This is a genomic window from Streptomyces sp. 891-h (genome assembly GCF_022760275.1).
Lineage (GTDB): Bacteria > Actinomycetota > Actinomycetes > Streptomycetales > Streptomycetaceae > Streptomyces > Streptomyces spirodelae.
In genome coordinates, this window is sequence record NZ_CP050693.1 from 7,576,432 (window position 1) to 7,603,424 (window position 26,993).

25 protein-coding genes are annotated in these 26,993 nt (G+C 70.2%); 10 read left to right on the top strand and 15 right to left on the bottom strand.

What is annotated here, in order from left to right; all coding sequences use genetic code 11:
• Positions 1–5 precede the first annotated feature (5 nt).
• From HC362_RS33590 to HC362_RS33620, 7 genes are all read right to left on the bottom strand, one after another.
• Positions 6–899, bottom strand: a complete 894-nt coding sequence (locus HC362_RS33590) for a squalene/phytoene synthase family protein (protein WP_243088112.1) — start codon at positions 897–899, stop codon at positions 6–8.
• Between the two features lie 116 nt (positions 900–1,015).
• Entirely contained in the window at positions 1,016–1,858 is an 843-nt protein-coding gene (locus HC362_RS33595; RefSeq protein WP_243088113.1) for an ABC transporter permease, read from the bottom strand.
• Positions 1,858–2,460, bottom strand: coding sequence for an ABC transporter ATP-binding protein (locus tag HC362_RS33600; protein ID WP_243088926.1), 603 nt, complete (start codon positions 2,458–2,460; stop codon positions 1,858–1,860). Before HC362_RS33600 ends, HC362_RS33595 begins: the two co-directional genes overlap by 1 nt.
• A 411-nt stretch (positions 2,461–2,871) precedes the next feature.
• Positions 2,872–3,591, bottom strand: a complete 720-nt coding sequence (locus HC362_RS33605) for a GDSL-type esterase/lipase family protein (protein WP_243088114.1) — start codon at positions 3,589–3,591, stop codon at positions 2,872–2,874.
• Positions 3,588–4,058: a cupin domain-containing protein gene (locus HC362_RS33610; RefSeq protein WP_243088115.1), complete on the bottom strand. Its 471-nt coding sequence runs from the start codon at positions 4,056–4,058 to the stop codon at positions 3,588–3,590. Before HC362_RS33610 ends, HC362_RS33605 begins: the two co-directional genes overlap by 4 nt.
• 82 nt (positions 4,059–4,140) lie before the next feature.
• Positions 4,141–4,977: a helix-turn-helix domain-containing protein gene (locus tag HC362_RS33615; RefSeq protein WP_243088116.1), complete on the bottom strand. Its 837-nt coding sequence runs from the start codon at positions 4,975–4,977 to the stop codon at positions 4,141–4,143.
• A 324-nt stretch (positions 4,978–5,301) separates the two neighbouring features.
• Positions 5,302–5,958 (bottom strand): TetR/AcrR family transcriptional regulator, encoded by a 657-nt coding sequence (locus HC362_RS33620; RefSeq protein WP_243088117.1) that lies wholly within the window; start codon positions 5,956–5,958, stop codon positions 5,302–5,304.
• Positions 5,959–6,075: 117 nt separating this feature from the next.
• On the opposite strand from HC362_RS33620, the gene HC362_RS33625 reads away from it, so the two are divergent.
• Positions 6,076–7,086 carry a hypothetical protein gene (locus HC362_RS33625; protein ID WP_243088927.1) on the top strand — a complete coding sequence of 337 codons (1,011 nt, stop codon included), beginning with the start codon at positions 6,076–6,078 and terminating at the stop codon, positions 7,084–7,086.
• Between the two features lie 168 nt (positions 7,087–7,254).
• On the opposite strand, the gene HC362_RS33630 is transcribed toward HC362_RS33625, so the two are convergent.
• On the bottom strand, positions 7,255–8,067 hold the full coding sequence (locus HC362_RS33630; protein WP_243088118.1) for an alpha/beta hydrolase: 813 nt from the start codon (positions 8,065–8,067) through the stop codon (positions 7,255–7,257).
• Between the two features lie 111 nt (positions 8,068–8,178).
• On the opposite strand from HC362_RS33630, the gene HC362_RS33635 reads away from it, so the two are divergent.
• Positions 8,179–9,006 carry a helix-turn-helix transcriptional regulator gene (locus HC362_RS33635; RefSeq protein WP_243088119.1) on the top strand — a complete coding sequence of 276 codons (828 nt, stop codon included), beginning with the start codon at positions 8,179–8,181 and terminating at the stop codon, positions 9,004–9,006.
• Positions 9,007–9,315: 309 nt separating this feature from the next.
• Here HC362_RS33635 and HC362_RS33640 read toward each other — a convergent pair whose 3' ends face one another.
• From HC362_RS33640 to HC362_RS33655, 4 genes are all read right to left on the bottom strand, one after another.
• Positions 9,316–9,585 carry a hypothetical protein gene (locus HC362_RS33640; RefSeq protein WP_243088120.1) on the bottom strand — a complete coding sequence of 90 codons (270 nt, stop codon included), beginning with the start codon at positions 9,583–9,585 and terminating at the stop codon, positions 9,316–9,318.
• Positions 9,586–9,934: 349 nt separating this feature from the next.
• On the bottom strand, positions 9,935–11,371 hold the full coding sequence (locus HC362_RS33645; protein WP_243088121.1) for a lanthionine synthetase C family protein: 1,437 nt from the start codon (positions 11,369–11,371) through the stop codon (positions 9,935–9,937).
• Positions 11,372–11,412: 41 nt separating this feature from the next.
• A complete protein-coding gene (locus tag HC362_RS33650) occupies positions 11,413–14,667 on the bottom strand; it encodes a lantibiotic dehydratase (protein ID WP_243088122.1) in 3,255 nt (1,084 codons plus the stop codon).
• A gap of 126 nt (positions 14,668–14,793) precedes the next feature.
• Positions 14,794–14,961: a hypothetical protein gene (locus tag HC362_RS33655; protein WP_243088123.1), complete on the bottom strand. Its 168-nt coding sequence runs from the start codon at positions 14,959–14,961 to the stop codon at positions 14,794–14,796.
• A 343-nt stretch (positions 14,962–15,304) separates the two neighbouring features.
• Between HC362_RS33655 and HC362_RS33660 the strand changes: the two genes are divergently transcribed.
• From HC362_RS33660 to HC362_RS33670, 3 genes are all read left to right on the top strand, one after another.
• Positions 15,305–15,448, top strand: coding sequence for a hypothetical protein (locus HC362_RS33660; RefSeq protein WP_243088124.1), 144 nt, complete (start codon positions 15,305–15,307; stop codon positions 15,446–15,448).
• Between the two features lie 157 nt (positions 15,449–15,605).
• Positions 15,606–15,812, top strand: coding sequence for a hypothetical protein (locus HC362_RS33665; RefSeq protein WP_243088125.1), 207 nt, complete (start codon positions 15,606–15,608; stop codon positions 15,810–15,812).
• Positions 15,813–16,238: 426 nt separating this feature from the next.
• Positions 16,239–16,811, top strand: coding sequence for a dihydrofolate reductase family protein (locus HC362_RS33670; RefSeq protein ID WP_243088126.1), 573 nt, complete (start codon positions 16,239–16,241; stop codon positions 16,809–16,811).
• An 825-nt stretch (positions 16,812–17,636) separates the two neighbouring features.
• On the opposite strand, the gene HC362_RS33675 is transcribed toward HC362_RS33670, so the two are convergent.
• Complete coding sequence (locus HC362_RS33675; RefSeq protein WP_243088127.1) at positions 17,637–18,461, bottom strand: methyltransferase domain-containing protein; 825 nt, start codon at positions 18,459–18,461, stop codon at positions 17,637–17,639.
• Between the two features lie 187 nt (positions 18,462–18,648).
• Between HC362_RS33675 and HC362_RS33680 the strand changes: the two genes are divergently transcribed.
• Positions 18,649–19,389 carry a tRNA-dependent cyclodipeptide synthase gene (locus tag HC362_RS33680; RefSeq protein ID WP_243088128.1) on the top strand — a complete coding sequence of 247 codons (741 nt, stop codon included), beginning with the start codon at positions 18,649–18,651 and terminating at the stop codon, positions 19,387–19,389.
• A gap of 38 nt (positions 19,390–19,427) precedes the next feature.
• A complete protein-coding gene (locus tag HC362_RS33685) occupies positions 19,428–20,420 on the top strand; it encodes a squalene/phytoene synthase family protein (protein WP_243088129.1) in 993 nt (330 codons plus the stop codon).
• Positions 20,421–21,330: 910 nt separating this feature from the next.
• Here the strand turns inward: HC362_RS33685 and HC362_RS33690 are convergent.
• Entirely contained in the window at positions 21,331–21,969 is a 639-nt protein-coding gene (locus HC362_RS33690) for a response regulator transcription factor (protein WP_243088130.1), read from the bottom strand.
• Positions 21,966–23,186, bottom strand: a complete 1,221-nt coding sequence (locus tag HC362_RS33695; protein WP_243088131.1) for a sensor histidine kinase — start codon at positions 23,184–23,186, stop codon at positions 21,966–21,968. The genes HC362_RS33690 and HC362_RS33695 overlap by 4 nt, the downstream gene beginning before the upstream one ends.
• A gap of 173 nt (positions 23,187–23,359) precedes the next feature.
• Between HC362_RS33695 and HC362_RS33700 the strand changes: the two genes are divergently transcribed.
• From HC362_RS33700 to HC362_RS33710, 3 genes are all read left to right on the top strand, one after another.
• Positions 23,360–24,448, top strand: a complete 1,089-nt coding sequence (locus HC362_RS33700) for an ABC transporter permease (RefSeq protein ID WP_243088132.1) — start codon at positions 23,360–23,362, stop codon at positions 24,446–24,448.
• On the top strand, positions 24,445–25,128 hold the full coding sequence (locus tag HC362_RS33705) for an ABC transporter ATP-binding protein (protein WP_243088133.1): 684 nt from the start codon (positions 24,445–24,447) through the stop codon (positions 25,126–25,128). Before HC362_RS33700 ends, HC362_RS33705 begins: the two co-directional genes overlap by 4 nt.
• 344 nt (positions 25,129–25,472) lie before the next feature.
• Positions 25,473–26,951 (top strand): serine/threonine-protein kinase, encoded by a 1,479-nt coding sequence (locus HC362_RS33710; protein ID WP_243088134.1) that lies wholly within the window; start codon positions 25,473–25,475, stop codon positions 26,949–26,951.
• The last annotated feature ends 42 nt before the right edge of the window (positions 26,952–26,993 follow it).

A 26,993-nucleotide genomic window follows, 5' to 3' on the forward strand; every position in this document is an offset into this window, starting at 1 on the left:
GATGGTCAGCAGGGGATGACCGCGCGCATGACGGGGCGCCACACGTTGTGGAACTGGCCCATAGATGGTTGGACCGGCCGGTGTAGCACGTCCTGGCCTGCGGCCAGCGCACCGGCCACGAGCAGCCGGTAATGCTCGCCCAGTGCGTGGGCGATGGGGCTGACGGGGCTGTGTTCCAGTTCAGCGGCCAGCGCGGGCAGCCGTTCAGTGAAGCGCGCGGCCTCGAACGCGATGAGATCAGCCATGGGCGGTGTCCACCGCTTCGTCTTGACGTCCTCAGGGCGCACCCCGAACTGGTTGAGGTCCTCCAGAGGGAGGTACAGGCGGCCGTCGTCGAGGTCCTCCGACAGGTCGCTGAGCACGTCGGCCAGCTGACAAAGCTGGACGAGTTCATGCACCAGCGGTTGCACTTCGCTGAATTCGGTGCCAGCCATGGCCCGCAGGACCCCGTAGAACGGGCCGCCGACCTGCACGGCCCACTGGCACAGTTCCGCGTATGTGACGAAGTCACGGAAGTCGACGTCGCGCCGCATACCGGTGAACATGTCCTCAATCACCGACAGCGGCAGGCCGAAGGTGCGGTAGGTGTGGACCGTGGCGTGCAGGACGGGGTCGTGGGAGCCGCCGGCGGCAAATGCCGCCCAGGTGGCATCCGCGAATTCGGCGAGCCGACGCTGACGGTCCTCTATCGGCCCGGTGTCTGCATAGGCATCGGCACGGCACCCGTGTGCCGTCAGCGCCGCTGTGTAAGGCCGTGCCGCTGGGGGCGTGATACGCAGCGCAGCCCAGCCGGCGCGCCCTCCGTCGAAACCGGATGCCTCGCGCGCGCACACCGTGTAGCAGTGCCGAAGGACGGGATCAGTGATAGCCGCTGCGTCCAGCCATCGCCTTACCAGCATCTGTGAGCCCTTTCTACTCACCCGGTTCCGTTCCCGGAGCCAGGACTTCGCTCTGCGATGAGGGCGCGAGGGTGTCCCTCGTAAGGCGCTTGCGAGCCGTCGCGCCGCGGTGTTGCTCAGCGAGGCGTCGACGAGGCCCGGGCCGGGCGCGCAGGCTGCCGGTGCCTGGGCGGCCAAGGCAGACGGAAGGGTGGTCTTGCGGCCAGGGCGTCCTTGGTGCGGCGGTGGAAGACGAGCAGTCCCAGGAGCGCGGCACCGGTGAACCACAGGACCTGCACGGCCAGATTGCTGGGCAGCGGTTCGTGGATGAAGCCCGCGGCGGTGGCGGCCTGCATGGTGCCGTAGGTGGGCAGGAATTCCACGGCCGCGCTCGTGGTTCCGCCGCTGGCCAGAGGGCTTTGCAGGCCGACGTCGACGAGGCTGGTCATGACCAGGGCGAACATGCCCTCCACCTCCCGGCGCAGCAGGGAGCCGAAGACGACGCCGAGCGCCCCGTAGGTCATGGCTCCGCAGAACAGGGCCGCGGCGAGCTGCACGGGCTGGCGCGGGCTCCAGGCCGTGCAGATCACCGCAGTGGCATAGGCGGCGATGGTGCCGGAGGCCAGGGTCAAGGAGGTGGTCTTGGCCAGGACGAGATGGATGCGGGGATAGCCGGCCATGGCCAGGCGGCGGTCGAAGCGTCCGCCGTTGAACGTGACGGCGAACATCATGAACCCGGTGATCAGGGTGACGGCGTTGATCGCACCGGTGATCTGCGTGATCTGGTTGCCTGCGGGTTCCAGGAGCCGGCCGGTGGCGCGCAGCCTGAAGGCCACAGATTCGCCGGGGATGACGGCGTAAGCCAGGCTGATCCAGGAGGGGATGAACAGGGCGACCAGGACCATGGCAAGTCTGTTGCGTGCGTGCTCGACCAGGTCGAAGCGGCACGCTGTGACGAAGAGATGCAGGTGTCGCCTCACTACGGCACCGCCGTCGCGGGGTGCAGGACGCCGCCCTGAAGCCGCCACAACTCGTCCAGTCGTTCGGCGTCATAGGCCAGGTGCGAGACGACAAGAACTGAGCGGCCCGCATCGCGCGACTGTGCCGCCAAGTCCCAAAAGCGCTGGTAGGTATCCCAGTCGAAACCCTGGTAGGGCTCGTCCAGCAGCAGCACCTGCGGGCCATGCATCAGCGCCAGGGTCAGGTTCAGCTTCTGGCGGGTACCGCCACTGAGCAGGCCGGCACGCTCATCGGCGTACTGCGACAACCGCAGCACGTCCATGACTCTCTCAGCGTCTCGAAGGTCCGGCAGCCCTCGCGCGACGCGGAAGAACTCAAGGTGCTGGCGTACGGTGAGGGCGTCGTTGATCACCACGTCTTGTGGGCAGTAACCGAAAGTGTCCCCGTGACGGACGAGGCCACGCTGTGGGCGCAGCTCACCGGACAAGATCTTCAACAGCGTCGATTTGCCCGCACCGTTCTCCCCGACGATCCCAGCCAGCACACCAGGTCGCAGATCAAGCTCTACTCCCCGCAGAACCTCACGCCGACCGTACGCGTGACGCACGTCCCTGACCTCCACCGCACCCCCGGACCCGTAGGCCATGCCACGCAGTCGCTGACCACTCGCTGTTACGGCAAGGTTAGGCATCGCACAGAGCCAAAAGTGCAGCTGAAGCCGCCGGTTAGCCCGCACGGGTGAAGCCCGCGTGTCGACTGGACAGCTGCCGTGAGGGAGCTGGCTGGCACCTGCCACCAGAGTTGGTGTGCTGGCAGCCAAGGGCGGCGACCGGGATCGGCGGCGCCGGCCTGGGCGGCTTCGGCTGACGCGGTCGCGGTCGACGACAGCAGCCGCCGCGCGACCGTGAGACAGGTGCTCTCGCGGTGGTCACGCTTCCATACGAGCCGGATGGCGTAGGCGTCGACCGCCCGGCCAGTCGGATGCCACCTCCGCGCGGTGGATGGCATTCGACTGGCCGGGCGCCGGAGCCGGCTACGCGCGCTGGGTCAGCAGGCCGGCGTCGATGACCTCAGCGACAAGGGTGGCGCCGCGGCTGTTCTGGTGGATGTGGTCGGTCGTGAGCACGAGACCTCGCCGCCGCGAGATCGTGTCGAGGCTGCGGCGCAGCACCGTGTGCTGGACGAGGACACCGACGCCCGCCGCGGGCGTCACCTCCCGGTAGGGAATCGGCGGCGGATCCGCTTGGCGCAGTTCCTCGATCTGGCGTTCGTGGAGCGGAAGGTAGGCCACCTCGTTGGTGGCGGCGACCTCGGCGATCATCCGGCTGTACGCCTGCGATGCCTGTGCCGCTGCTCCGTCGAGTTGTTGGCCGAGTACCGGTAGCGACAGCAGACCGATCGTCGCGTCGGTCTCCGCTCGCAGCCGTGCGACGACGGCTCCCAGGCACTGTTGGAACCAGCCTGCCGACGGGCGATCGGGGAGCTGCTTGCGCTTCATGGCCTGCTCGACGGGGTAGCCGGCAAGGCTCGCTCGGGCGTCGTTGGTACCGATCAACACGGTGATCACATCGGGCGGGTTCGTGACGACAGCATCGAGGCGCTGCAAGAGGTTGTGGGCGAAGTCGCCGTTGACGCCGAAACGGGCGAGCTGCACGTCACCGGGAGGGTGGCGGCGTTCGAGGAGATCCAGGTAGTCGACGCTGAACTGTGCGCGGGTGAGGCTGTCTCCGAGGCATGCGATGCGTGTCGTCACGGCGCTTCTTCGGGGCTGGGCGTGCCGACGCGTTCGGTCGGGCGGGTGTCGGTCCGAGGACGGTGGTCGGTGCCGAGGGTCGCGGTGATGGCCAGGATGGATGTCGGCCCCTCCATGTCGACCACGTGCCATACCCCGGCCGGGTTGATGGTGGCCTCGCCCGGCCCGAGCAGAACGCGGTCGGGGACCCCGTCCACGTCGCGGGTGACCGTCACGGACCCGCTGAGGCAGACGACCAGTTCGTCGCCTGCGGGGTGGCTCTCCCAATGGTCGCCGGGTCCGTCGCCGTCGAAGATCATCACCATCCGGCCCTCGGCGCCGTCTGCCGCGACCGCGGCGCTGTAGGCCTGGAGCACATCCGGGTCCCAGGTGAAGCCTTCGACTGGCTTCGCTGTCGATCCCAGTCCGAGGTGCACGGGGGTGGTCCGCAGGTCCGTGGCATTGCGTTCGTGGTTGACGAGTCTCATGCCGACGATCGTCCACGACAGCGATCGGGCGGTCTTGAAGAAAAGGGAAGAGAGGCCGGCACGACGGGCAGGCGGTTGGCGGCTATCCGGCGCCGAGGAGGACTTCGCTGCGGCGCCAGGCCGTCGGCGAGCGGCCCGTGAACTCGCGCCAGTCCCGCACGAGATGGGCCTGGTCGGCGTAGCCGGAGACGGTTGCCACCTCGCCCCACGGGAGCGGGTCCTGCGCCGCCGCCAGTTCGTGCGCGTGCTCGAAGCGCAGGACTCGGGCGAAGGTCTTCGGCGACAGGCCCACCTCACCGCGAAACCGCTCGGTGAGGTACCGACGGCTCCAGCCGAGTTCCGCGGCGACCGCACCAACCTGGACGCAACCTCGCGCGGCGACGAGGCGGCGCCACGCCTCCGCTACCTCGGGGCGCACCCAGCGCACCTGGTCGCCGCAGGCGCCACGGCCGACAGCTCGGAGGAGCAATTCGTCCAGCGCGGTGAACCGCGCCGCCCATGTTGTCGCCGATCGGAGCCGATCGACCAGCTCGACGGCAAGCGCTCCGAGAAGCTCGCCAAGTGGGACCAGTCGGTGGGCGAGCTCGGCGGCGGGCATGCCGTAGATGGCCCGGGCCCCGAGCGGTGTCAGCGATACCAGAACACCTTGCTGGCGTCCGTCGTGGTGAATCGCGACGGACCGGCACATCAGACCGCCTGCCACGCTGCCGAATCGGGTGACCGGTGACCCGTCGTCGACGCCCGCCGCCACCTCCAAAGGGTCGGACAGGCTGATCACCGCAGTGAGCGCGCGGCCCGGCGGGCCGCAGTGCACCCCGGTCGGGAGCCCGCGGAGGTCGAAGCCGACATACGAGTCGACGTACTGCCGCAAGGCGGGCGCCGGACGTGCACGGATCCCGGTGGCCGTGTGGTCCTCCATTTTCGTCAGTGTACGAGCCGCCCAGCCCGGGAAGATCGCCATCCAAGGACTGATCACAGCCGATTGCGGCTGGTGACGCGGTTCTTACCGGCACCCCGGGTGCCGCGGGACCTACGGGCGCATCCTCGACGCCGGCCACCCCGTCCTGACCGTCCCGGACACCGACCCGGGCACCATCGCCGAGCAGCTGCGCGCCAACCTGGACCAGGCCCACGAGCACCGCCAGCGCCAGGCCGGACAGACGCTCAGCCTGGCCGCCGGCGCCTGACCTCGCACAGCGCCAACGAGAAGCGGCGCCGGGCGGATGCCCCAGTCGGGTCGGCTTCACGGCTGGGTGTGTCGCTCGGCGGCGTCGAACGCGGGCGCAAGCGGGGCCAGTGCCGCGCGGAGCCGGTGGGGGAGTGAGCCGGAGGGCACGACCAGTCCTCCGGCGCCGAAACTCCCGGCTGCCCCCGTGTTCCCGGTCGGCTGGAGCCAGCCTTCCAGCGCGATGCGGACAGCCGCGGCCACGCTCGCCGCGAGGACTCGGGCTGTGTGCGATCCCGTGTCGCCCAGGCGTTCGGCGATCACCTCGGTGAGAGGGGGCTCGATGTCGGCGGTGGTATCGAGGAACGCGTCGCGCAGTGCGGTCCGGGAGGTGATCAGCAGCAGCGCCTCGCGTTCGTGCTCACTGGTGTTCGTGTACTGCTCGACCACTGCTTCTGTGACGGCGTCAGCCAGGCGCACTCCTGCGGGCCGGGCCGCGACCGCTGCCGCGATCCGCGCTTCCCGGTCCGCGGTGACAGCGGAGACGATCGCCTGCTCGCGGCTGGCGAAGTAGTTGTTGTAGGTGCGCGGCGAGACTCCGGCCGCCTCGGCGATGTCCTCGACCCGCACCTGGTCCGGTCCGCGCTCCACGGCCAGGCGCAGTGCCGCCTCGCGCAGTGCCTCGCGCGTGGCCTGCTTCTTCCGCTCCCGCAGCCCTGGTGGTGGTGTCGTCACGGTGTCAGCGTTCCACACAGGGCTGCGTGCACGCAAACTTGCGTGCACGCACTTTTCTTGTCAGCCTCGACCCCGACCGGGACCGCCAGAGAGGACGTCACCATGCGAGCAAGAGGAATGACCTACGACACCGGATTCGTCATGGGCGGCCAGATATCCCGCCAGCACTTCGACCCCGCGGTGGTCCGGCGCGAGCTCGCGATCATCCGCGACGACCTGCACTGCAACACGGTCCAGATCATCGGCGGTGACCCGGACCGACTGGAGCTGGCCGCCAGCGCCGCTGCCGAACTCGGCCTGGAGGTCTGGTTCTCGCCCTATCCGCTGGAGCTGGACCGGGAGCAGATCCTCACGCTCTTCCGCGACTGCGCCGAGCGAGCGGAACGGCTCCGGCAGCAGGGGGCCACAGTCGTGTTCGTCGCAGGAGTCGAGCTGAGCGTGATGAACCGCGGGTTCCTGCCCGGAGAGAGCCCCGAGGAACGGGTCGAGCAGCTGATGAGCCGACCCGAGCGGCGGGCCGAAGCGATGCACGAACTCGGCGTGCGCATCAACGCATTCCTCCGCGACGCCGCGGCCACGGTCCGGGAGCGCTTCCAGGGCAAGCTCACCTACGCGTCCATCCAGTTCGAGCAGGTCGACTGGACTCCCTTCGATATTGTGACGTTCGAGCTGATCCGCTCCGCCGAGGTCGCCGACCGGTTCCGGGACGCGGTACGCATCCTGGCCCAAGGCCCCAAGCCGCTCGCCATCACCGGGTTCGGCACCGCGGCCTACCGCGGCGCGGGGGATCGCGGTGGGCGAGTGCTGGAAGTGGTCGAGTACGACCCACAGACCAAGGCCCCTGTGCGACTGAACGGCACATACGAGCGCGACGAGGCCGGCCAGGCCGCGTATCTGAGCGAACTGCTGGAGATCTTCGAGACCGAGGGCGTGGACAGCGCGTTCGTGTTCTTGTTCGCCTTGCCCGGCTACCCGCACCGCCCGGACGGCGATCCCAGGGAAGACCTGGACCGGGCCGGTCTTGGCATCGTCAAACTTCTCGAAGGGCGCCGGGGGCAGACCTATCCCGACATGGAATGGGAACCCAAGGCCGCCTTCGCGGCAGTGGCGCAGCGGTATCGCAGGTGACAGGCTCCGCGCACGGTGACCACGGCTCAGGACCGGCCTGAACCGACCACGGCCGGCCGGCTCGGGTCGTCCACGAGGCGGTGCCGGCCGCTGTGCGGCCGGCGTGCAAGCGGCATCTGTCGGGTGCGGTGCAACGCGGCAGGCCTGTCCCGGCCTCGTGGGGGGTGATCAGGGGCGCAGCCCGTCGTCGGGCCGCGGGGACGGTCGGGTTGCCGGCGCGAATGCGGTGATGACGTCGACGAGGTCGGCCGGGGCTTCCAGCGGGATCAGGTGACCGGTGTGGGGGACCACCACGAAGTCGGGGTGGGAGAGGTAGGGCACCAGGTTGTCGCGGAGCACGCCGACGGGCTCCACCTGGTCGTGTTCTCCGGCGACGACGAGAGCGGGCACGCTGACCATGCGCGTGTGTTCGGTGATGTCCTGCGCGATGCCGTGCAGCGGCCACTCGGTGCGGGCGGCGTCGGTGACGGTCCGCGAGTCGGTCACGATCTGCGCCTTGACCGACGCGGGCAGTTCGGTCGCGGTGAGGACGTGATCCCGTGCCCCGGCCACGGACTCGGCGGAGTCGTAGGCGTGCGACAGGGCTTCCTGGTACTCGGGAGTGACCTGTTCGGCAGGCTTCGCCGGGCCGGAGCCGACGAGAACCATGCCGCGCAGGCCGGCGGGCCGGGTGGCCGCTACCAGCTGTGCGACCTTGCCGCCCATCGAATGCCCCACCAGGACGTAGTCGGTGACCCCCGCATCCGCGAGTACGGTGAGCGTGTCGTCGGCGAGCTGACTTAGCGTGTAGGGACCGGGCAGAGCGCTCGACCGGCTCCACCCGCGGAAGTCGACCGTGAGCACGTCACGGCCCGCCAGGCGGTCGACGACGAGGTGCCAGGTGCGGGCGGAACCGCCCCAATAGTGCAGGAACACCAGAGTCGGCCCGGTCCCCCGCCGATGGTCGTAAGTGGGCAGTAGCGTCTGCTGCGTCGTGTCCATGATGGCTCTTCCGGTCGATGCTCTGGGTGATTGCCCTGCGCATTCATTGAAACTTCCGCACCCGGACGGGGCATCGGCATGACTGGTCACCCGATGGTGAAAACTGGACCCGTGAGCGTGATCCGGCAAATGACCTACCAGCCCGCGGGACGCGGCGCCGCCTCGGTCGAGACGATGACGTTCGGCCGCCTTCGCGAGCTGAACGATGGCGGCACGCAGCGCGCCGACTTCCACGTCCTTGCCGTCATCGACGCCGGACCCGGCTCAGTCACAGTCGATTTCCACCTCCACCCGCTCCAAGACCGGTCCGCGGTGTGGATTCCACCCGGCGCGGTGCACCGGTGGGACGACATCGCCGACGTGGCAGGGCATCTCGTGCTGTTCGTGCCGACCGCGCCGGTCACCCACGCCACCCGAGAACTGGTCGCCTCCCCTGACCCGGCCGCGTACTGGAGCATCCCCGACGCCGACTGGCCCTTCGTCGACACGGCGCGCAGACATCTCCTCCTCGAAGCATCCGCCCCACCCAGTGACTCCTCGACGGAGCTGCCCGAAATCCTGCTCTCCGCGCTCATCACCCGGCTGCACCCACCGCACGCCGAAGCACGGCTCACACATCCGGTGTTCCGGCTGTTCCGCTCCAGCGTCGAAGCGCACTTCCGGCAACACCACGACGTCGGCTACTACGCCCGTGCGCTGGGATACGCGCCCCGCACCCTCTCACGAGCGGTGCAGCAGGCCACCGGCCGCACCGCGAAGGCGTACATCGTCGAACGGATCACCCTGGAGGCCAAACGGCTCCTCGCACACGACCGCCTCACCGCCGCCCGCTGTGCCGACGTACTCGGCTTCTCCGACGCATCCAACTTCTCGGTGTTCTTCCGCAAGGTCACCGGCAAACGCCCGGGCGCGTGGCAGACGACGGTGGCCGCCGAGTGAGGAGGTGCCCGCAAGAACACTCACATCTGTGATCACTTGGCGTCACAACCCCTGATCAGCGGAACCCCGTGTTCGCCTCTCTGTACCGGTGCCCCCACCGTGCCTACCCGCGCGACCTCTGACGAAAGCCTCAAATGGGTGGAGAATGCCACCTACCCGTGGTGCTGCACGCCGGGTTACCTCGCTCCCGACAGGGCACGGAAGTGCCTCTGCTGTGTGCTCGGAGGGGCGAAGCGACGCCCACAGACTGCAATCGCGATTCCGGGGCGAATCCAGCCCCGCCGCTCTTGCCCGCCCGGGCGCGGTACCTCACCGAGCGCGGCGGCCGGTACGGGTCCAGCCGCACGGGAGCGGCGACGTCGGCAGGTGAGGTGACCGGCAGTCGGGCACCGTACGTTCGAGTTGGCCAGCGACCGTCCCGTCGAAGATCGTCACCACCAGGTGGACGCCGGGACGGATGTGCTCGACGGCGAGCGCGTAGCGCAGGGGCTCGGCGTCGTCGTGGAAGGGCACCGCGACGCCCGCCACCTCCCGGCCGGTGCCGGCGCGGGGATGCTCAGACGGGGAAGGCGCAGTCATCGGAGCGGTAGGGGTCGCAGTCGAGGCAACGGAGGTCACGGCAGCCGCTGCACCTGTCGAGCGGTCGGCCGCAGTGGCAGGTGGGGCAGGGGCCCGGGAGCTCCGCGCTCCAGAGCGTGGTGGCAGGCCTCAACTGCGCCGGATCTGAACAGCGGCGGGGCCTGAACGGCAGCGGGCGCCTGGGCGCTGGTGGGCCGGAACGTCGGCGGGCTGGAACGTCGGCGGGCCGAGCCGGCCGGCGGAGAAGCCGGGGGTCACCCGGCGCGAATCTCGCGCACCCCGAACCGCAGGGCGGCCACCTGCCCCGCACTATGCACTGCCCGCTCGGCGGTATGACGCTCCTGCTCAGTCAGTTGAGCAGGAGCAGGGTGTCCCAGCCGCTGGCGGGCAGACTGTCGGTCGCGTAGGCGTGCAGGCTGAGGGCGATTCCCGCTGCGCCGTCCAGGAAGCCCGGCATGTCCAGGTACAGGTCGGCCGCCGGCTGGTAGTAGCGGTATCCGAAGGGGGACTCGGGCACGTATCCGCGCAGCAGCCGCTCGGCCACCTCGTCGGTGGCGGTGTGCAGCCCGGCCTCCGGGTGCTCGAGTTCGAACAGTTTCAGCAGGTAGAGCATGCTGGACCAGCCGTGGCACATCGCATGGTCGTGGATGCCCCACCCGTCGGCGGGGCGGCGGAGCATGGCGGTGACGGCTTCGACCCCGGCCCGCGTCCACTCCGGCCGGCCCAGCGCGCGACCCGCCATCACGAGGGCTCGGGCGGTGCCGGCGGCGCCGTAGCACCAGGAGGGGCGGGCGGGCAGCGGAGGGGGGTGGCCGTCCCGGTCGGCGTAGTAGCGCAAGGGGACGTACGGCGTCCAGTACGGTCCCGCCTCGTCGCGCTCACGCCGGCGCAGCAGCCACTCGGCCATGGTGGCGATCGCCTCGTCCTGCCCCGGAACGCGTACGCCCTCGCTCCAGGCCAGCGACAGCAGTCCCAGCGGACCCGGAACGCCGTGCCCGAGACCGAAGTTGGCCTGCCCGTCGGCGAATTCCTCCGAGACCATGGTGCGGCTCGTGGACCCGTACCACCAGCCGGGCACCTCCACGCCCTCGACGCGCAGCGGGGTGCGGAGCGACGCCAGCGAGGTCAGGGCCGCCCGGAGCGCGGCATCCCCCGCTTCGGTGCGCCGGTGCAGCAGATAGCGGCCGATGCCGCTGAGACCACTGAGGACGTCAACGACGGCCGGGTACGTCGGCAGGCCCGCCTCCCGCGTCGAGGCGTGCAGAGCCGCGAGCCGGTGAGCGGAGTCGGCCATCCTGGCGTCCGTACCGCGCAGCAGCGACGCGTACTCGCCTTCGTACGCCGCCGCCACCCGCACCGCGCTGGCCAGGGCGCCCAGCCCCGCGAAGGCGCCCTGCACCGGCAGGCTCCGGGTCGCCTCGGCGCCGAGCTCGAGATAGCGGTGCGCGGTGGCACGGTGCAGGTCCCGCTCGCGGTCGCGGTCGCCGCCCTGCTGCCGGGCGGACCGGCCGAGTTCGGCGTACAGCAGCACCAGCGCCGGATAGCCGCGGTTGAGGGAGCCCGGCTCCCAGAGGGGAGACCGCTCGTTGTCGATCTCGACGTGGGTGCCTCCGGCCACGGTGGCGGCCACCACGGCCTCCGGGTCACGCAGCCGCGCGGCGATCTCGGCGACGGTGCCGGCGGCGGCCCGGCGCAGTGCCGCACGCCCCGCGCCGGGCGCGGGGCCGCCGGGAGCGGGTGTGGCCTGCTCGTTCGGGGAGTCGGCGCCGAGTGCGCCAGCCCTCATCGCGCCTGCCCTCATCGCGCCCGCCCCCCTGGCGTCCGTACTCACACGTGCCCCTTTCGTCCCGCGAAGGTGCGCACGAGGCTGCGCAGGATTCCGTAGGAGTGCCGTTCGGCCGCGGCATCCATGCCGAGCAGCCGGTTGGCATGCATGTGCAGGACGCCGGCGACGGCCCCGGCGCGCTCGGGCGAGGGGCCGCGCGCGGTGCCGATGCCGAGCGCTCGCCCGTACTCCCGTGCCGCCTGCGCCAACGCCTCGCGCTCCGCAGTCAGTTCGCCGCCACCCGCGCTCTCGTCGGCGTACTCGTCGGCCAGCCGTACAGCCGCTCTGCGCCGGTTGGCCGGTATCTCGTTCTGCACGTCCATCGGGTAGGCCGCCAGTACCCAGCTCCACCAGTCCCAGTCACCGAGCGAACCGAGCAGCGCGGCGTGGTTGAGCGCCGCGAGCGTCTCCAGCGGCATCGGCAGCCCGCCTCGTGCGCGCGCGGCGAGCTGCGCTGTCACCAGGCGGCTGTCCGCGTGGAAGAGCCGTTCGGCCGCGACCAGCGCCTCGGGTCCGCCGTAGCGTTCGGTCTCGGGCTCGTAGGTGTCCAGTACCACCTTTCGGATGAGCCCTTCGTCGGCTGCTGTCCCGGCCCACTGGTGCAGGGCGGGCAGCACGTGGGACCGGATGGTTTCGGGCGCGCCGTGCAGCCGGAGCCGCAGGTGCGGGCCCGGGTCGAGGTACCGGAGGAAGAACCAGCGGTCCACGTCCTGCTCGACCCGTTCCAGCAGCGGCGGGAGGTCCCGTACGAGCAGCGTGTCGAGCCGGTCGCGGGCCGCGTACACCTTGGCGTACAGCCACTCGCCGCCGGGCGCGTGCCGTACCCGGCTGGTGGCCGGACGCGGCGCCCTCGGCACGGCCGGCCGGGGCCGGGTGGGCAGGAGCGGCACCACGACCTCCGTCACATACCCCTCGGACCAGCCCAGGCCGGCCGGGTCCACAAGCGGCGACTCCTGCACCAGGGGCGCGGATCCGCTCGTGAGCTGGGCACGCAGGAGCTGCTGGTGCGCGGTCGCGGTCATATCCAGGTCGAGGTGGTGGTCCAGGACGCTCACCCGGAGCACGTCCGGCACCCGGCAGCGGGACCGCCAGCTCTCCAGAGTGCGCAGCCAGTCCTTCTCGTCGAGCGCGCGGTCGCGCAGCTCGGGCGGCGGGCGCCAGCGCGCGGGCGCGAGCACCGTCCGCCCGTACCGCACCCGGGGCAGGCAGGGCAGCGCCTCCAGCCTGCTCCACTGCCAGGGCGCCCACGGCCGTGATCCGCTCATGCCGACCCCGGCGAGGAAGCGCGCCATGTTGGGGGCCTCGGTCGCCAGGTTCAGCATGTTGGGGCGCAGGACGGAGATCTCGCGCCCGGTCGAGGCATGGACGAGAAAGAGGCGTTCGCGGGTCGCGCCGACGGCCAGGTCGTCCACGCTGATACGTTTCTGCGGCCCGTCGCCGGGGTCGGGGAAGCAGCCGACGGCAACCGCGTGGCCGGCAACGCGCGGCACACGGGCGACGTTGCTGGAGCGGGCGTGGCGCGGCTGGAAGAACAGCTGGACCGGAAGCGGTGCCTCATCCTCGTCCTCGTACAGCTCCGTCAGTTCACGCTCGATCCCGAGAGTGTGGGCGAAGCGGCCGGCCATCGCGCCCGCGCTGTAGGACCCGTTCGCGACCAGCAGCCGGAAGTCTCCCGCCGCCAGTGCGGCCAGGGAGCGGGCGAGCGGCTGCACGCACAAGTCGAGGGTGCCGGGGGATCGTCGGGCGCCCGCATCCTCCGGGTCCTCGGGTGCCAGCCGGGCCAGCAGCGCCTCGTCCAGGACCAGTTCGGCCTCCGGCCCCGCGCCAGAGGCCAGCACCTCGTGCACGGCCTGTCCCAGCGCCTCGTCCCGTGCGGTCGGGTAGGGCACAGCTGGGGCGGGGCCGCAGCTCCGGTCGCTGGCCGGCACCCGGTAGTCGGCGGGCGCGCCCAGCCCGAGCTGCGGGTCGAGCACCTCTCGTACGGCCACGGGCCGGTCGGTGCCGTACCGGTCGAGGAAGGCGCGGTGGTACTCGCTCAGATGCGGGTGCTGTCCCTCGGCCGGCGCCAGCCGCCACAGCACACCGGCCGCGCGGACCACCTCCTCGATCACCGCGTCCGGGAGCCGGATGTCGCTGTCCGTACGCAGATCGACGTGGACCGGCGGCCGGGTGTCGGACGGCCCGGCGCCTGCCCCGGCGCCGGCTCCGGTGCCCGACCCGGGGCCGGCGCTGTTGGCGGCGCGGCGTATCTCCCGCATCGCGCCGACCGCCTCCCGCCACGCCTCGCGCCCCGAGCCGGGCGCCGCCACCGCGTACGCGGACAGCAGCTCCTCGACCCTGCGCAGCCCGGCACGTACATCGAAGCCCTCAGCCGGCGCGGCCGGTTCCGCCTCGGACAGCCGGGCGTTGACGTAGCCGAGCAGATCGGGCCGGTCCTGGCGGGCGGCGACATCCGTGAGCAGCACGTCGCGGTCGATCAGCTGGACGAGCAGCCGTTCGACGTCCTCGGGCCGCGCCTCGGGGAACCGGTCGCGCACGGCCGTCCGCAGCGCGGCGAACGTCAGCGGCTCGTGCGCGGCCTCCACAGCGGCTCTGACGACGGGCCCGTAGCCGACCGTCATCTCGTGCGGCACGGCCGAGTGTTCCGATGGTGGGGCGCCGCGCGGGGCCCGGACGTACGAAAGGGCCAGCCTGTCTCCGCGCACGGCGCACAGGTTGTTGGCCACGACATACAGCCCGTCCCTCACCCGCGCTTCGTGGTGCAGCCGCCCGGCGATCTCGTCCAGCCAGCCGGCGTCGGGCCGTACCGACTTGCGGTGCGCCGAGCCGATACGTACCGCCGCCTCACCGCCGAACCGGACCGTCCCCACACCAGCCAGCAGTCCGAACGGGGTGGGGCGCCCCGACATGCGCAGCACGTAGCGCGTCACCGCGAGGGCGGCCCGGCGCAGCTTGGCCACCGGGAGCGGCGCCTCGTCGCGTTCGAGCCGGGCGAGGGTGCCCGCCAGGGACCCGCTGGACACCTCGATGGCCTCGCGGACCACCGGATCGGCGACCAGATCGCGGATGTACCGGACCAGCCGGGACGCCTCGCCGTCCCCGCTCTCTTCTGCGCCCACCGCCTCGGCGCGGGTGTGCAGGGCGCTGGGATGTGTGCTGGGCAGGGCCGCCATTCGTACGACTCCGAAACCGGCCGCCCGGAAGATCGGGTCCGGCGCGTCGTCCGCCACGCCGTCCGCCTTGTTGCTGTGGATCACTGACTCCCGTTCCCTCACCCGTCACCGGTCATGGGCCCCGCCGGCCGGAGGGGCCGGTCGGCGGGGCGGATGCGCTGGTCACTCAGTGGCGCGTCGGTGGTTCGCCGGTGGTGCGTCAGCGGTGCGTCACAGGCAGCAGGTCAGGCACATGCCGATGCCGACGGCGTAGGTGTTGACGGTGCCGGGCGTCAGCGCTGCCTTCTCGTCGAGCTCACGGGCGGCTTCCGGGTTGGTGGCCTCGCGCTCGGCCGATTCCACGAGTTCCACATCGAGATCGAACAATGTACTGGGCATTTCGGACCTCCGATATGCGCGGGCAATGCGTACATGCCTGGGGACGTCCTCATTGATGAAGACACGTCACGGTAAGTGGCTCGCACGGCCGGGGGCAATGGTCGAGCAGTGAATTGAAGCGGCACCTGGTGCCGAAGTCTCCGCTGTGGACCGCGAGTTGGGGAGGGCCGCCCTGGGGCCGGGCAACGCCGCGGAGGCGTCCCCCGAACTGAAGGAACTGGCCCTGCGGCTGCTGGAGGAGTCGCAGAAGTGACCATCGCCCAGCAGGGAGACCGGATTCCGCCGTCGAGTCCGACCACACCATGCGGGGCATGTGCGGTCCCATGGGGATCAGGACGCCCTTGTGCTCGCGAGCAGGGCCAACCGGTCGGCGGCCCGCTTCGTGGACACGCTGCTGTGGGCAGCCACCAGCGTCGTCGTGTTCGGTCTGGTGACGAGGGGCATGGAAGAGGGGACCCCGCACACGCTCGCCACGGGGGCCGCTTGAGCGCTCGTGTGGCTGGTGCTGTACCCGCTGTACCTCTTCGCGCTCTCCCGCTTCGGCTCCACGCGGGGCAAAGGGCGTCCGGGTTCGGGGTGCGGATCGACCGGATGAGCACGGGCAGGCGCCAGCGGTCCCCGCAACCTCGGGGGCATGAGCGAGCATGTTCTTCCTGTTCCTGGCGGTGATTCCGCTCGTGGGGCTGCTCAACCTCTTCTCCTGCCTGTGGGACAAGCCCTATCAGCGCTGCTGGCCCGACAACGCTGTCGGCACGCTCACCTTGGCCCGGAAGGCGTTCGCGGCACGCGTGGCCGCAGCCCGACTCGGCGGGGCGCGGCGGGCCGCCTGCGTACCCGGTGGCGGCTCATAGCGCCGCCAGCACGAAGCCGTGCGGTGCGGGAACGGGTCCTGGGGTCCAGCAGGATTTCGCTGTCTGATCCGGGCTGCGCCGGGTGGTGGGAGCGCAGGGGGCTCCGCCCGTGCGGGGGGTCTCACGGGAACCATCCATCGAGCGCATGACATCGGCCCGCCCAGCCCTGCGCCTGTCCCCTTCAGGCCCTGGAGGGAGCTGGACCACGAACGGCTCGTCGGGGCCCCGAGGCGCTGATCGCCTGGGCCGTCATCACCCCTCATGGGTCACCGCCTCACCCGCACCGCAAGCATCTGACCTGGACTGTCATTCCTCGTCCTGTTCCGCGTCACCGATGCCGACGCGGCCACGCGCAGCCGGGCCGATGAGTTTCCGGCCCGCCACGGGTCTTGATTGGAAAGACGCCCGGCGATGGAAGGAAGTCCGATGTCAAGCCTGATGGTCGACTACATCATGTCCCTCGACGGTTACGGCGCAGCCGAGGGCTGGCCCGGATGGTGGGGCATGGAGGGCCCGGAGTACTTCGCGTGGCTGGAAGAGGACGGCAGGAACGACTGGGTCACGCTCATGGGCGCGACGACGTACCGGGTGATGTCCGCGTTCGCCGAGCGAGGCGAGGAGGGTGTCGACGCGCTGACCGCGCTGGACAAAGTCGTCTTCTCCTCCACCCTGGCCGCGCCCCTGTCCTGGGCCAACACCGAACTGGTCACCGGCGACGCGGTCGAATCCGTGCGGGAGATGAAGCGCGGCTCGCGAGACCTGCGCACCCTCGGCAGCCTCAGTCTCTCCCGCTCGCTGCTGAAGGCCGGCCTCGTCGACCGGTTCCGCGTCGTCGTCTTCCCCGTGATCACCGGGGCAACCGGGCGCGACCGGATCTTCGACGGCTACCCCGACGTCAAGCTCGACCTCATCGAAAGCCGCACCCTGGACGGCCGCTCGCAGGTGCTCGACTACAGGCCCACCGTCCTCGACGGACCGCCGGCAACCGGCCAGCAGTGACCGAGAGCCCCCGCAGCGGCCAGCCCCGGCTGAGGTGGTGCCCTTCTTGATGAAGTGGGTGTCGTCGTTGATGAGGGCTTCGTCGTCCTCGGTCCGGGTCCGAGAACAGTCAACGATGATGACCTGGCATTTGGGAACGGCCAGTACGTAGCCGACATCCGACCGTTCCGGCATGCGGCGGAATCGGTTGTCCTTACCGTAGGCGGAATCTGCGGTGACTCACGCGAGGGGCAGCGGCGGGGCGAGGGGCCCCAGCACCATGTGCCACTACATGAGGTCGGGTTCCTCGGCGCGGTGGATGTGCCTGTCACCGAGTCGGGCGCTCCTGTGCGGCCGAGGCCTCGGCGTTGGGGCCCACGCGCGCATCCACGGTATGCAGAGCTGCCGCCCGCGAACAGCGGGGCGCTGCACTCGGCCAAGCGGCGGTCGGGCCTCTTACCAGCGTCTCCGACGGCACCCCTCGGGCCCGGTGGCACCACCCCCAGGGCATCGACTTCGACAGGAGGCAACAGCCATGCCGTGCCCGGAGGCCAGTGGTCCCATTGCAGGACTGCGAGGAAGGCAACGGCCTCCATGCCCTGTGGACAGCCGAGCGGGGGCAGGGGGAGGAAGTTCGGCGTGCTGGTGATCGCGCTCGTCAGGCCGGCACCGGGCTGAGCCGATGCGATCCCGGTCCGGCCACCGCGGAGCCGCCCCGTCGTGCTGTGCGGTGTCCGGTGGCCACTACGATCGGGCGGAGCTCCACCGAGCCGACGCCCCCCGGCCCCCCGGCATGCCGGTGTTCCGTACGTCGCATGGTCCGGATCGTGTGCAGGTCTGCTGTGGTCAGCGGCGCTCTGCGGACAGTACGACGTATCCGACCGTCTCGGTTGGGTCGGCTCCGTTCAGGGTTTCCGACAGCCGCGTCAGGGCCTCCTCGCCGAACACGTCGGTGAGCTGCGCGGCGCGTGCCTCCATGAGTTGGGCAAGGCAGGTCATCGAGCGCGCTGCGTGCTGGGAGAGGTCCTCCTGCTCCACCACGCTGAACCCGGCGTCGGTGAGCAGGTCCGTATAGCGGGGGAGGGTCGGCGGGAGCCCCATGCGGAAGGCGGTGCACACCGCATCCATGGTGGAGCTGCCGAGCGAGGATTGCGAGCCGCGCAGGTAGCCGTCGGCGATCAGTACTCGGCCGCCTGGGCGCACCACCCGGGCCAGCTCGCCCAACGCCACTGCCCGGTCGGGCATATGGCTCATGCATTCGATGGCCCAGGCAGCGTCGAATGACGCGTCTGCATACGGCAGCGCCATGCCGTCTGCGTGCTCGAACCGTACGCGGTGCGTCATCTTCCGCCGCCTGCTGCTCTCATTGGCCCTGTCGACCTCGTGGCGGCTGATGGAGACTCCGGTGACCCGGACCCCACGCGCCTGGGCAAGGCGCAGGGCGGGAGTGCCCGTGCCGCAGCCGAGGTCGAGCACGTGCTGCCCAGGGGCCACCACACTGCTCTCGATCAGTCGCTGCGTCATGCGAGCGGCGGCGGTCGGCAAGTCGGAGACGGAGTCATCCCAGTACCCGAAATGCAGGTCGGCGCCGTACAGTTCCGCGAACACCATTGATGCGGCGTCATAGAGCTCTTCGACTTCTCCCTCCACGTCCTCGCCATTCTGGATCATGAAAATCTCCTTCCGCGGAACTGTCATTTCCGACGGTAGAGCAGGGTGGCGATGGGGGCTTTTCGCGCGGACGCGGATCACCCGAATGCCGCATCACCAAGTGTGAGTGCGGCCAGAGCGTGCTGAGCTTAGGGGGCTCTCGGGGCGTCCGAGAAATCTGTGCAGACGTCGACGTGAAGAGGTCTGAATGCCCGTTCACCATGAGAGCAGTCGTCCGCCTGCTGCTGCCTCCCGACTGCTTCCCGCCGACAGGAACGAGGGATTCTCCGTCGCGCCGCTGACCGACAACTGTCGACGGGTGTATGAACAGGGGCGGCACCTGGTCATCGGTATAAGCCACGGAAACAGTTATTTCAGCGTGAGCCTGCTGACCCGGATGCTCCGCTGGAGTCGGTCGAAATTTGACCGGATCGACGTCGTCGTCCCTGATGATGCTTTCCGGGAGAATCTGTCAGTGCTGGGGTATTCCCCAGAATACGCGGAACGCAAGTCCCGGCAAGAGAGCAATGCCATACGCAATCGCGTGGTTCGGGCGGCCGCGGCCGCTGACGTCCCCGTCTCCGCCGAGATGCGCGTCCACCTTCTGTCCGGACTCCTGGACAACCCCGTGTACCGCGCTCTGCGCCGAGACGCGGAGGAGGCGCTTCATGCCGACGTTGAGCTGCTGGAATCCTGTCTCCACATGAGTCGCCGCGCGCTGTGGTCGAGCCTAAGGGGGAAGACGCCGACGGAAGAGCAGGTTCGGTCCGGTGCCCGCTATCCGCTGGCTGAGCTTCCCTTCTTCCTCGGCTCTGCCGACATATTCCAAGTCCCCTCCTCCCTCTGCTTCTACCACAAGCCCATACCGCTCGCCGATGCCCTGTTCCGGAAGAGGACCTCCCTCGCCCCGTCAATGCGTCAGGGATACGCGATAATTCAGCCGTCCTAGCTGTCGATTCACCCGAAGCCTTCGCTGCAGGAGGATCAATGCATGCGCATGAACTCATGGCCGCCGGTGTGCGCGACAGGCACCTCGCCGAGGCTTACCGCCACTGTGGTGAACTCTTGGCCCGCAAGAACTCCGCTGCCTATCCCATCGCGCGTATCCTGCTGCCTCCCGGAAAGCGGCCCTACTATGACGCGATGCTCGCCTTCTGTGGATACGCGGACAATCTGCTGGATGATCCGGAAAAATCAATCGCGGAGCGGGAAGAAGCGTACGACAGATTCGTCGCCTATTTCTTCCGCACTGAAGATGAGTCAAGTTCTGGTCGGCCTGTGGCGGAGTCTTCAGGTAGGCGGCAAGAAGTACTGACGTCCCGGGCCTTCCGGCATTTCACGAGGACCTGGGGAGTCACAGACGAGTCGGTGCGTGATTTCCTGCTCACCATTCGCGGGGATCTCTCCGTCACCAGCTTCCCAACATATGGCGACCTGCATCGATACATGCAAGGCGTCAGCGGCGTACCGGGCCGGTGGGTGAATATGCTGCTCGAACCGCGACACGAAGGCGCGGCGGGTATGGCGACGGCCCTCGGCTACGGGATATACCTCCTGGACTTTCTCGCCGACCTGCGCGAGGACTTTGACTTGGGCCGCGTGTACCTACCGCTGGAGGACCTCCGTCGCTTCGGGCTCGATCGCGCGAGCCTGGGACAGGCGGTCCGGCAGGGGACCATGACCGAACCGCTGCGCGAACTCGTCCGGTTCGAGGCCGAGCGAGTGAGCCGGTACTTCGATGAAGCCGACGAGTGGTGGCACCACGTCCACCCGTCTTCCCGTGAACTGCCCCGCCAGTACCTGGCCCTCGGCCGCCAGACGCTGCGACAGCTCATTCGTGGAGACTGTGATGTCTTCCGGGCGCGGCCTCCTGGATGGATCTTGGGAGCCACCCGGGCGTTCGGCACGACCGGGCTGTCCTACCTGCGGGCCCGACGGGACCGGCGCAGGTACGGGGTGAGGCCGCTCCCCGCCACTTGACTGGCCGACTCCCGGTATTGTCTGTCGGCCCTCGCCTCCCATCGGCCGGCATCCGGTCAATGGCCAGATCGCCCGGATGCGGCAGGCACACGCCGGCTTGCTGCGCCGCGGCTTCACCCGCGTTCTGATTCCCCCGGGCCTGAGTGCGCCTGGAGATGGATGAGCCGCCGTTCGCCGACCATCTCTACGGGACGCGGTGGTCGCCCTCCACTTCCACCTCGTAGAAGACGGGGATGTCCGCGCCGGGCCGCAACGGCGCGCTCGCGTAGACTCCAATGCGTCGAACCCCTCGACCGGCAGTGCGGGGCGTGTGCCTTGCCCCCCCGTGCCGTCCTCAGCGCCTCCTCGAACCGGGGGGACTCGGACCGGGGCGCTGATCTTCTCGCCGAAGATCGTGCCCTCGGGATGCCGTGCTTGCTGAGCGCGTCGAGCTGGGAATTGAGTTCCTGTCCGAGGACCGAGCAGCGGGCGTAGCCGATGCGGATGTCCGCGCTCGGCAGGTCCGGGTCGATCGGCGCTGGAGGAGGCGTACCCGGCCGCCACAGCCGGCCCGTCCGCGGTCGGCCGGGGCGGGTACCCTCAGCGCCTTGTCCAGTCGGGGCACCATGGAGAAGCGGCGTGTGTGGTAGGCGGGAAGCGACCGCGCCGCCGCGCGAGCGGCAGGGCGAGCCGGGCTGAGGGCCCCTTATGGGCCCGGATTTTCGCACGATGTACGTCTCAGCAGGGGTGCGTCCTCCTGTTGAACGAGAACGGGCTCTGAGAACGAATCCGCGGTCGACGGGGGTCCGACGGCTCGTGCTTGATCTTGCTCGCGCAAAGGACCGTTTGCGAGAACTACCTGTCTGCGGCGGAAGACAGGCACGGTGCTGCGTCTTGCTTCGTGGTGGCTTTGGGTGTTCGTGTGCGCGGGTCAGCGGCGGATGAGGCCGAGGTCGATGGCGGTGGCGACGGCGGCGGTGCGGGAGTCGACGTCGAGTTTGGTGTAGATGCGGGCGAGGTGGGACTTGACGGTGCCTTCGGTCAGGTGAAGGCGTGCGCCGATGGCTTGGTTGGACAGGCCGTCGGCGACCAGGGTGAGGACTTCGCTCTCGCGCCGGGTCAGGGCGGCGCCGGGGGCGCGGAGCCGGTTCATCAGCCGGTTCGCGACGGTGGGAGCCAGGGTGGTGCGTCCGGCGGCGGCGGTGCGTACTGCGGCGGCCAGCTCCTCGGGCGGGGCGTCCTTGAGGAGGTAGCCGGTGGCGCCGGCTTCGATGGCGGGCAGGGTGTCGGCGTCGGAGTCGTAAGTGGTCACGATCAGCACGCGGGGGGCTCCCGGCCGGGCGGTGATCCGGGCGGTGGCTTCGGCGCCGCCCATGCCTTTGCCGAATTGCAGGTCCATCAGCACGACGTCGATGTCGCCTTCGGCGGCGCGGGCGACGGCGTCCTCGGCGGTGGCGGCCTCGGCCAGGACGAGGAGGCCGGGTTCGGTTTCCAGTACGGCGCGCAGTCCGGCCCGCACGACGGGGTGGTCGTCGGCCAGGAGGAGCCGGATGGGGGTGTCGTCGGTCACGGGCGGGCCTCGGGCTGGGTCTGGGCCGGCGGGGTGACGGGCAGCTGGGCGGCCAGGACGGTGCCGTGGCCGGGGGAGGATTCGATGGTGAGGGTGCCGCCGAGGGCGCGGACGCGGGCGCGCATGGCGGCCAGCCCGAAGCCGCCTGCCTCGGGGTCGGGGGCGGGCAGGCGGGCGGGGTCGAAGCCGTGTCCGTCGTCGACCACATCGAGGGCGACGCGGTCGCCGAGGTAGCCGAGGGTGACTTCGGCGGTGGTGGCCTCGGCGTGGTGGACGGTGTTGGCCAGGGCTGACTGGGCGATGCGTAGCAGGGCGACCTCGTGGGCGGTGGCGAGCGGGGCGGGGTCGCCGGTGAGGTGGAAGCGTGCGGTGAGCCGGTGCCGGGCGGAGGTGGTGGTGCACAGGCGTTCCAGGGCGCCGGCCAGGGTGGTGCCTTCCAGCGTGGGCGGGGTGAGCGCGGCGACGAAGCGGCGGGCTTCGGCGAGGTTGTCGACGGCTGCCTGCCGCGCCTGGTCGACGTAGCGGGCCGCGTTCTGTGGTGCCTGGGGCAGTGCTCGTTCGGCGGCACGCAGCAGCAGTTGGATGCTGGAGAGGCCCTGGGCGAGGGTGTCGTGGATCTCGCGGGCCAGGCGGTCGCGTTCGGCCAGCACACCGGCGGTGTGCTGGGCGGTGGCCAGATCGGCGCGGGTTGCGGTGAGCTCTTCGATCAGTCTGCGGCGGTGTTCGCTCTCCCGGTACAGGGCCTGATAGCCCCACACCACCGCGACCGCCACGGCGGCGCCGAGCGCGGGGCCGATGGCCATGGCCGGGCTGAAGGAGTGCTGGTGGGCGGCGAAGCCGGTGATGGCCGCCGCAGCCGTGGCAGCCACCGCGGCCAGTCCGGTGCGGCGGGACAGCAGGTGCAACTGGAGGAAGTACAGCGGGAAGGCCACCCACACGGCGTCGGGAGTCAGGACGAGCAGCATCAGCCAGCAGGCGCCCACGGCGGCCAGCCACAGTGCGGCGGCCTGCCGCGAGCGGCGTATGCCCGGCAGCACGGGTCCGACCGCGTACACCAGGCCGCACGCTGCCGCCACGGCGAGGATCCATCCGGCGTGGGTCCGGTCGCCGGTCACGGCCCGGCCGGCGGCCAGTGCGAGCAGGCCGATGACCAGCAGATGCAGGCACCAGGCCAGGGCCCGGGTGGTCGGGGTGAGGGCGGGAGCAGCGGTCTTCACAGTACGTCCCAGAATACGGAGGCCGCGGGCCGAGGGGCCTCTATCGAAAGTTGGAACCCGCGTGCCGCCTTTCGGTCCGCCAAGTGCCGTCCTGCGCCAGAAGCGCGCACGCGGTGCCGACGGCGACGGTGGAGTCATCCCGCTTCCACCGCTGGAAAGGACAGGCCAAGGCCGTGTTTGTCGCCTGGAGAGATCTGAAGTTCGCCAAGGGGCGCTTCGCCCTGATGGGAAGCGTCATCGTGCTGATCACCCTGCTGGTCGGGCTGCTGTCCGGGCTGACGGCCGGATTGGGTCAGCAGAACATCTCCGCGATCACATCCCTGCCCGCCGACGAGATCGCATTCCAGGCGCCCAGCGGCGGGCAGGACCTGTCCTACTCCAATTCCACCGTCACGGAAGCACAGTGGCAGCAGTGGTCCGAGGCGCCCGGTGTCGAAAGGGCCGAGCCGCTGGGGATCACCACGACCAAGGCCATCGCTGGAGACAAGAGCACCGGCGTCTCAGCCTTCGGCGTCGAGCCCGGCTCCCGCCTCGCCCCGTCCAGCGACAAGATCACCGACAGCGCGGTGGTACTGTCCACCGCGGCTGCCGAGGGCCTCGGCGTGCGGGTCGGCGACTCCCTCTCCCTGGCAGGCAAGCAACTGAAGGTGGCCGCAGTCGCGGGCGAAGCCCACTTCAGCCACACCCCGGTGATCTGGACCAGCCTGAACACCTGGCAGACGACCGCACCGCCCACCGGCAGCGACCGGGGCCCGACCGCGACCGTCATCGCCCTGAACACCACCTCCCAGGCCGATGTGACCGCCACCGACCACCAGGCCGGCACCAAAACCGTCCCCACCGACACCTCGCTGTCCGCGATCGGCTCCTACACCTCCGAAAACGGCTCCCTGCAGCTGATGCGCGGCTTCCTCTTCGCGATCTCCGCCCTGGTCATCGGCGCCTTCTTCACTGTGTGGACCATCCAGCGCAGCGGTGACGTCGCCGTCCTCAAGGCCCTGGGCGCCTCCACCGCGAACCTGCTCAAGGACGCCCTCGGCCAGGCCGTCGTCCTGCTCACCGGCGGCACCCTGATCGGCGCCGGCGTCGCCGCCGCCCTCGGCGCCCTCGTGTCCGGCTCCGGCGTGCCCTTCCTCCTCACCCCCGCCACCGTCCTGCTCCCCGCCGCCGTGACGATTCTCCTCGGAGCCCTCGGCGCCGCCCTGTCCATCCGCCGCATCACCTCCGTCGACCCGCTGACCGCCCTGGGGAGCGTTCGATGAGCCTGAACCTGACCGACATCACCCTCACCTACCCCGACGGCGACACCCGCCTGACCGCCCTCGACCAGGTCAGCCTGGAGGTCCCCAAGGGCAGCCTGACCGCCGTGGTCGGCCCCTCCGGCTCCGGCAAATCCAGCCTGCTGGCCGTCGCCGCCACCCTCATCACGCCCGACACCGGCACCGTCACCATCGACGGCCGGACCACCACCGGCCTGACCCGCGGTGAACTCACCGAACTACGCCGCCACAAGATCGGCGTCGTCTTCCAGCAGCCCAACCTGCTGCCCTCCCTCACCGCCGCCGAACAACTCCAGGTCATGGCCCAGATCGACGGCCGCAAACCCCGCACCGCACGCGACCGCGCGATGGCACTCCTCGACGCCGTCGGCCTCGCCGACCAGGCAGGCCGCCGCCCTCACCAGCTCTCCGGCGGCCAGCGCCAGCGCATCAACATCGCCCGCGCCCTGATGAACGACCCCACCGTCCTCCTGGTCGACGAACCCACCAGCGCCCTCGACCACGAACGCGGCGCTGCCGTCCTCGACCTGATCCTCCGCCTCACCCACCAGCAAGCCACCGCCACCGTCCTGGTCACCCACGACCGCACCCACCTCACCGCCGTCAACCGGACAGCCGAAGTCCACGACGGACACCTGCGCCTTCCAGCCACGAATCGCTAGCGCGCGCGATCCGCGCGCACCGGCAGCACAGCCGAGTCAAGAAACGGCGCAGCCCGGCACGTTGCCGGGCTGCGCCGGTAGGTGTCGAGATCGACGGCGGTGTCCCAGATCGCCCGGAACCGCGAGTGGATGACGTCGACCAGGTGCTGTGAGCTAGGTACTTTCGTTTGGATCATCGTGCGGACCAGATGCAGATGGGGGGCGGGCGGCCCGGTCGGCTGAGGTCTCGCCGGCGTTGTCGCCAGGACTGACCCGTGTGTGCGCCGAGGAGGCGGGAGAGACGGTGTGGTGGCCGCCGCTCCCGCCGTCTTCGCGGGTGTGGAGGCGTCTCGTAGGCTGGCCCCGTGGAGCGGGGAAAGCTGATCGCGGAGCGGTACGAGCTGATCAACCGTCTGGGTCGGGGTGCCATGGGCGAAGTGTGGGCCGCGCGGGATCGCGTGCTCCACCGTGAGGTCGCGCTCAAGCTGCTGGATCTCGACGGTACTACCCAGTCTGACCTGACCCGGCGGTTCGAGCGCGAGGCGGTGGCCGCTGCCCAGATCGTCCACCCCAACGTCGCCGCCCTGTACGACCGGGGTGTCCACGACGACTTGTTGTTCCTGGTCATGGAGAAGGTGGACGGCCAGACGCTCACGGCGCGTCTCCAGGCCGAGAGTCCTTTCCCCCTGACGCGTGCCATGGCCATCGCCAGCGGCATCTGCACCGCGCTGGAGGCCGCCCACCGGGCCCAGGTCATCCACTACGACATCAAGCCCCACAACGTCATCCTCACCGGCGACGGGCTGGTGAAGGTGATCGACTTCGGGATCGCCGGGTTCGTCCAGGCCGCATTCACCGTGGCGCGCTCCTCCCAACTGACCCCGGCCGGAACCCCGGAGTTCGGCGCACCGGAGCAGTTCCTCACGGAACGCGGCGACGAACGCTCCGACCTGTACGCACTCGGTGGGATGCTCTTCGCGATGCTCGCCGGCCGGCCGCCCTTCACCGGGCACAACAGCATCGCGGTCGTGCGGCGCAAGCTCGACGAAGACGCCCCGCCCCTCGACACATTCCGCTCCGGCCTGCCGCCGGAGGTGACCGCGCTCGTCGCCGAGTTGCTGGAGCGTGATCCCGACCGGCGTCCCCAGTCGGCACAGCAGGTCCAGCAGCGGCTTCAGGCACTTCTGGTGTCGTACACGGCAGCGGAAGCTCCCACCGCGGCGATGCCCCCGCCCCCGCGCACCCGCCTGATGGACGTCACGCGGCGCGAGCCTGGGCCGCCCTCTCCCGACTCCTGGAACCGCGCCTCCACCGACGAGACGCCGTTCACCCCGGACGCCCTGCTGCCGCGGCGATTCACCAACGACTTGAGTGTCGAGTTCGCGCGGATCGCCGAGGAAACCCGCCTGGTCCGTGAAGCGGGCCCCAGCGAGCTGACCGAGGAACTCACGCGCCGTGACTGCAGCGAATTGGTCGCCGCCGTCTACTCGGAGCAGCCCGGCCCTCGCGCCACGCCCGAGAACCCCGTCCTCATCTCCGTCCAGGTCTTCGCGTTCCCCGACGTGGCGACGGCCGAGGATGCGCACGGGTGCCTGGGCGACGGGGAAGGGTGGTGGCGCCTCACCATGTGGAGCGCCCGCGACGGGGGCGGCCTCGCCCCCTGTCCCGACAAGGTCTACCGCAGCTACCGATGGCGGTACATCTGGAGAAAGCACCGCTACCTGACCGCGGCGCTGGCCTACCGCGCCGACCTCACCAACGACGGCTCGATCGGGCCCTGGCTCGCCGCAGCCGCCCGCAGGGCCGCGGTCTCCACCGGGCCGCAGAACCACCACGGCGTCTAGCTAGCCGGTTTCGTTTGGATCGGTCGGCCGTTGGTCCGGGTG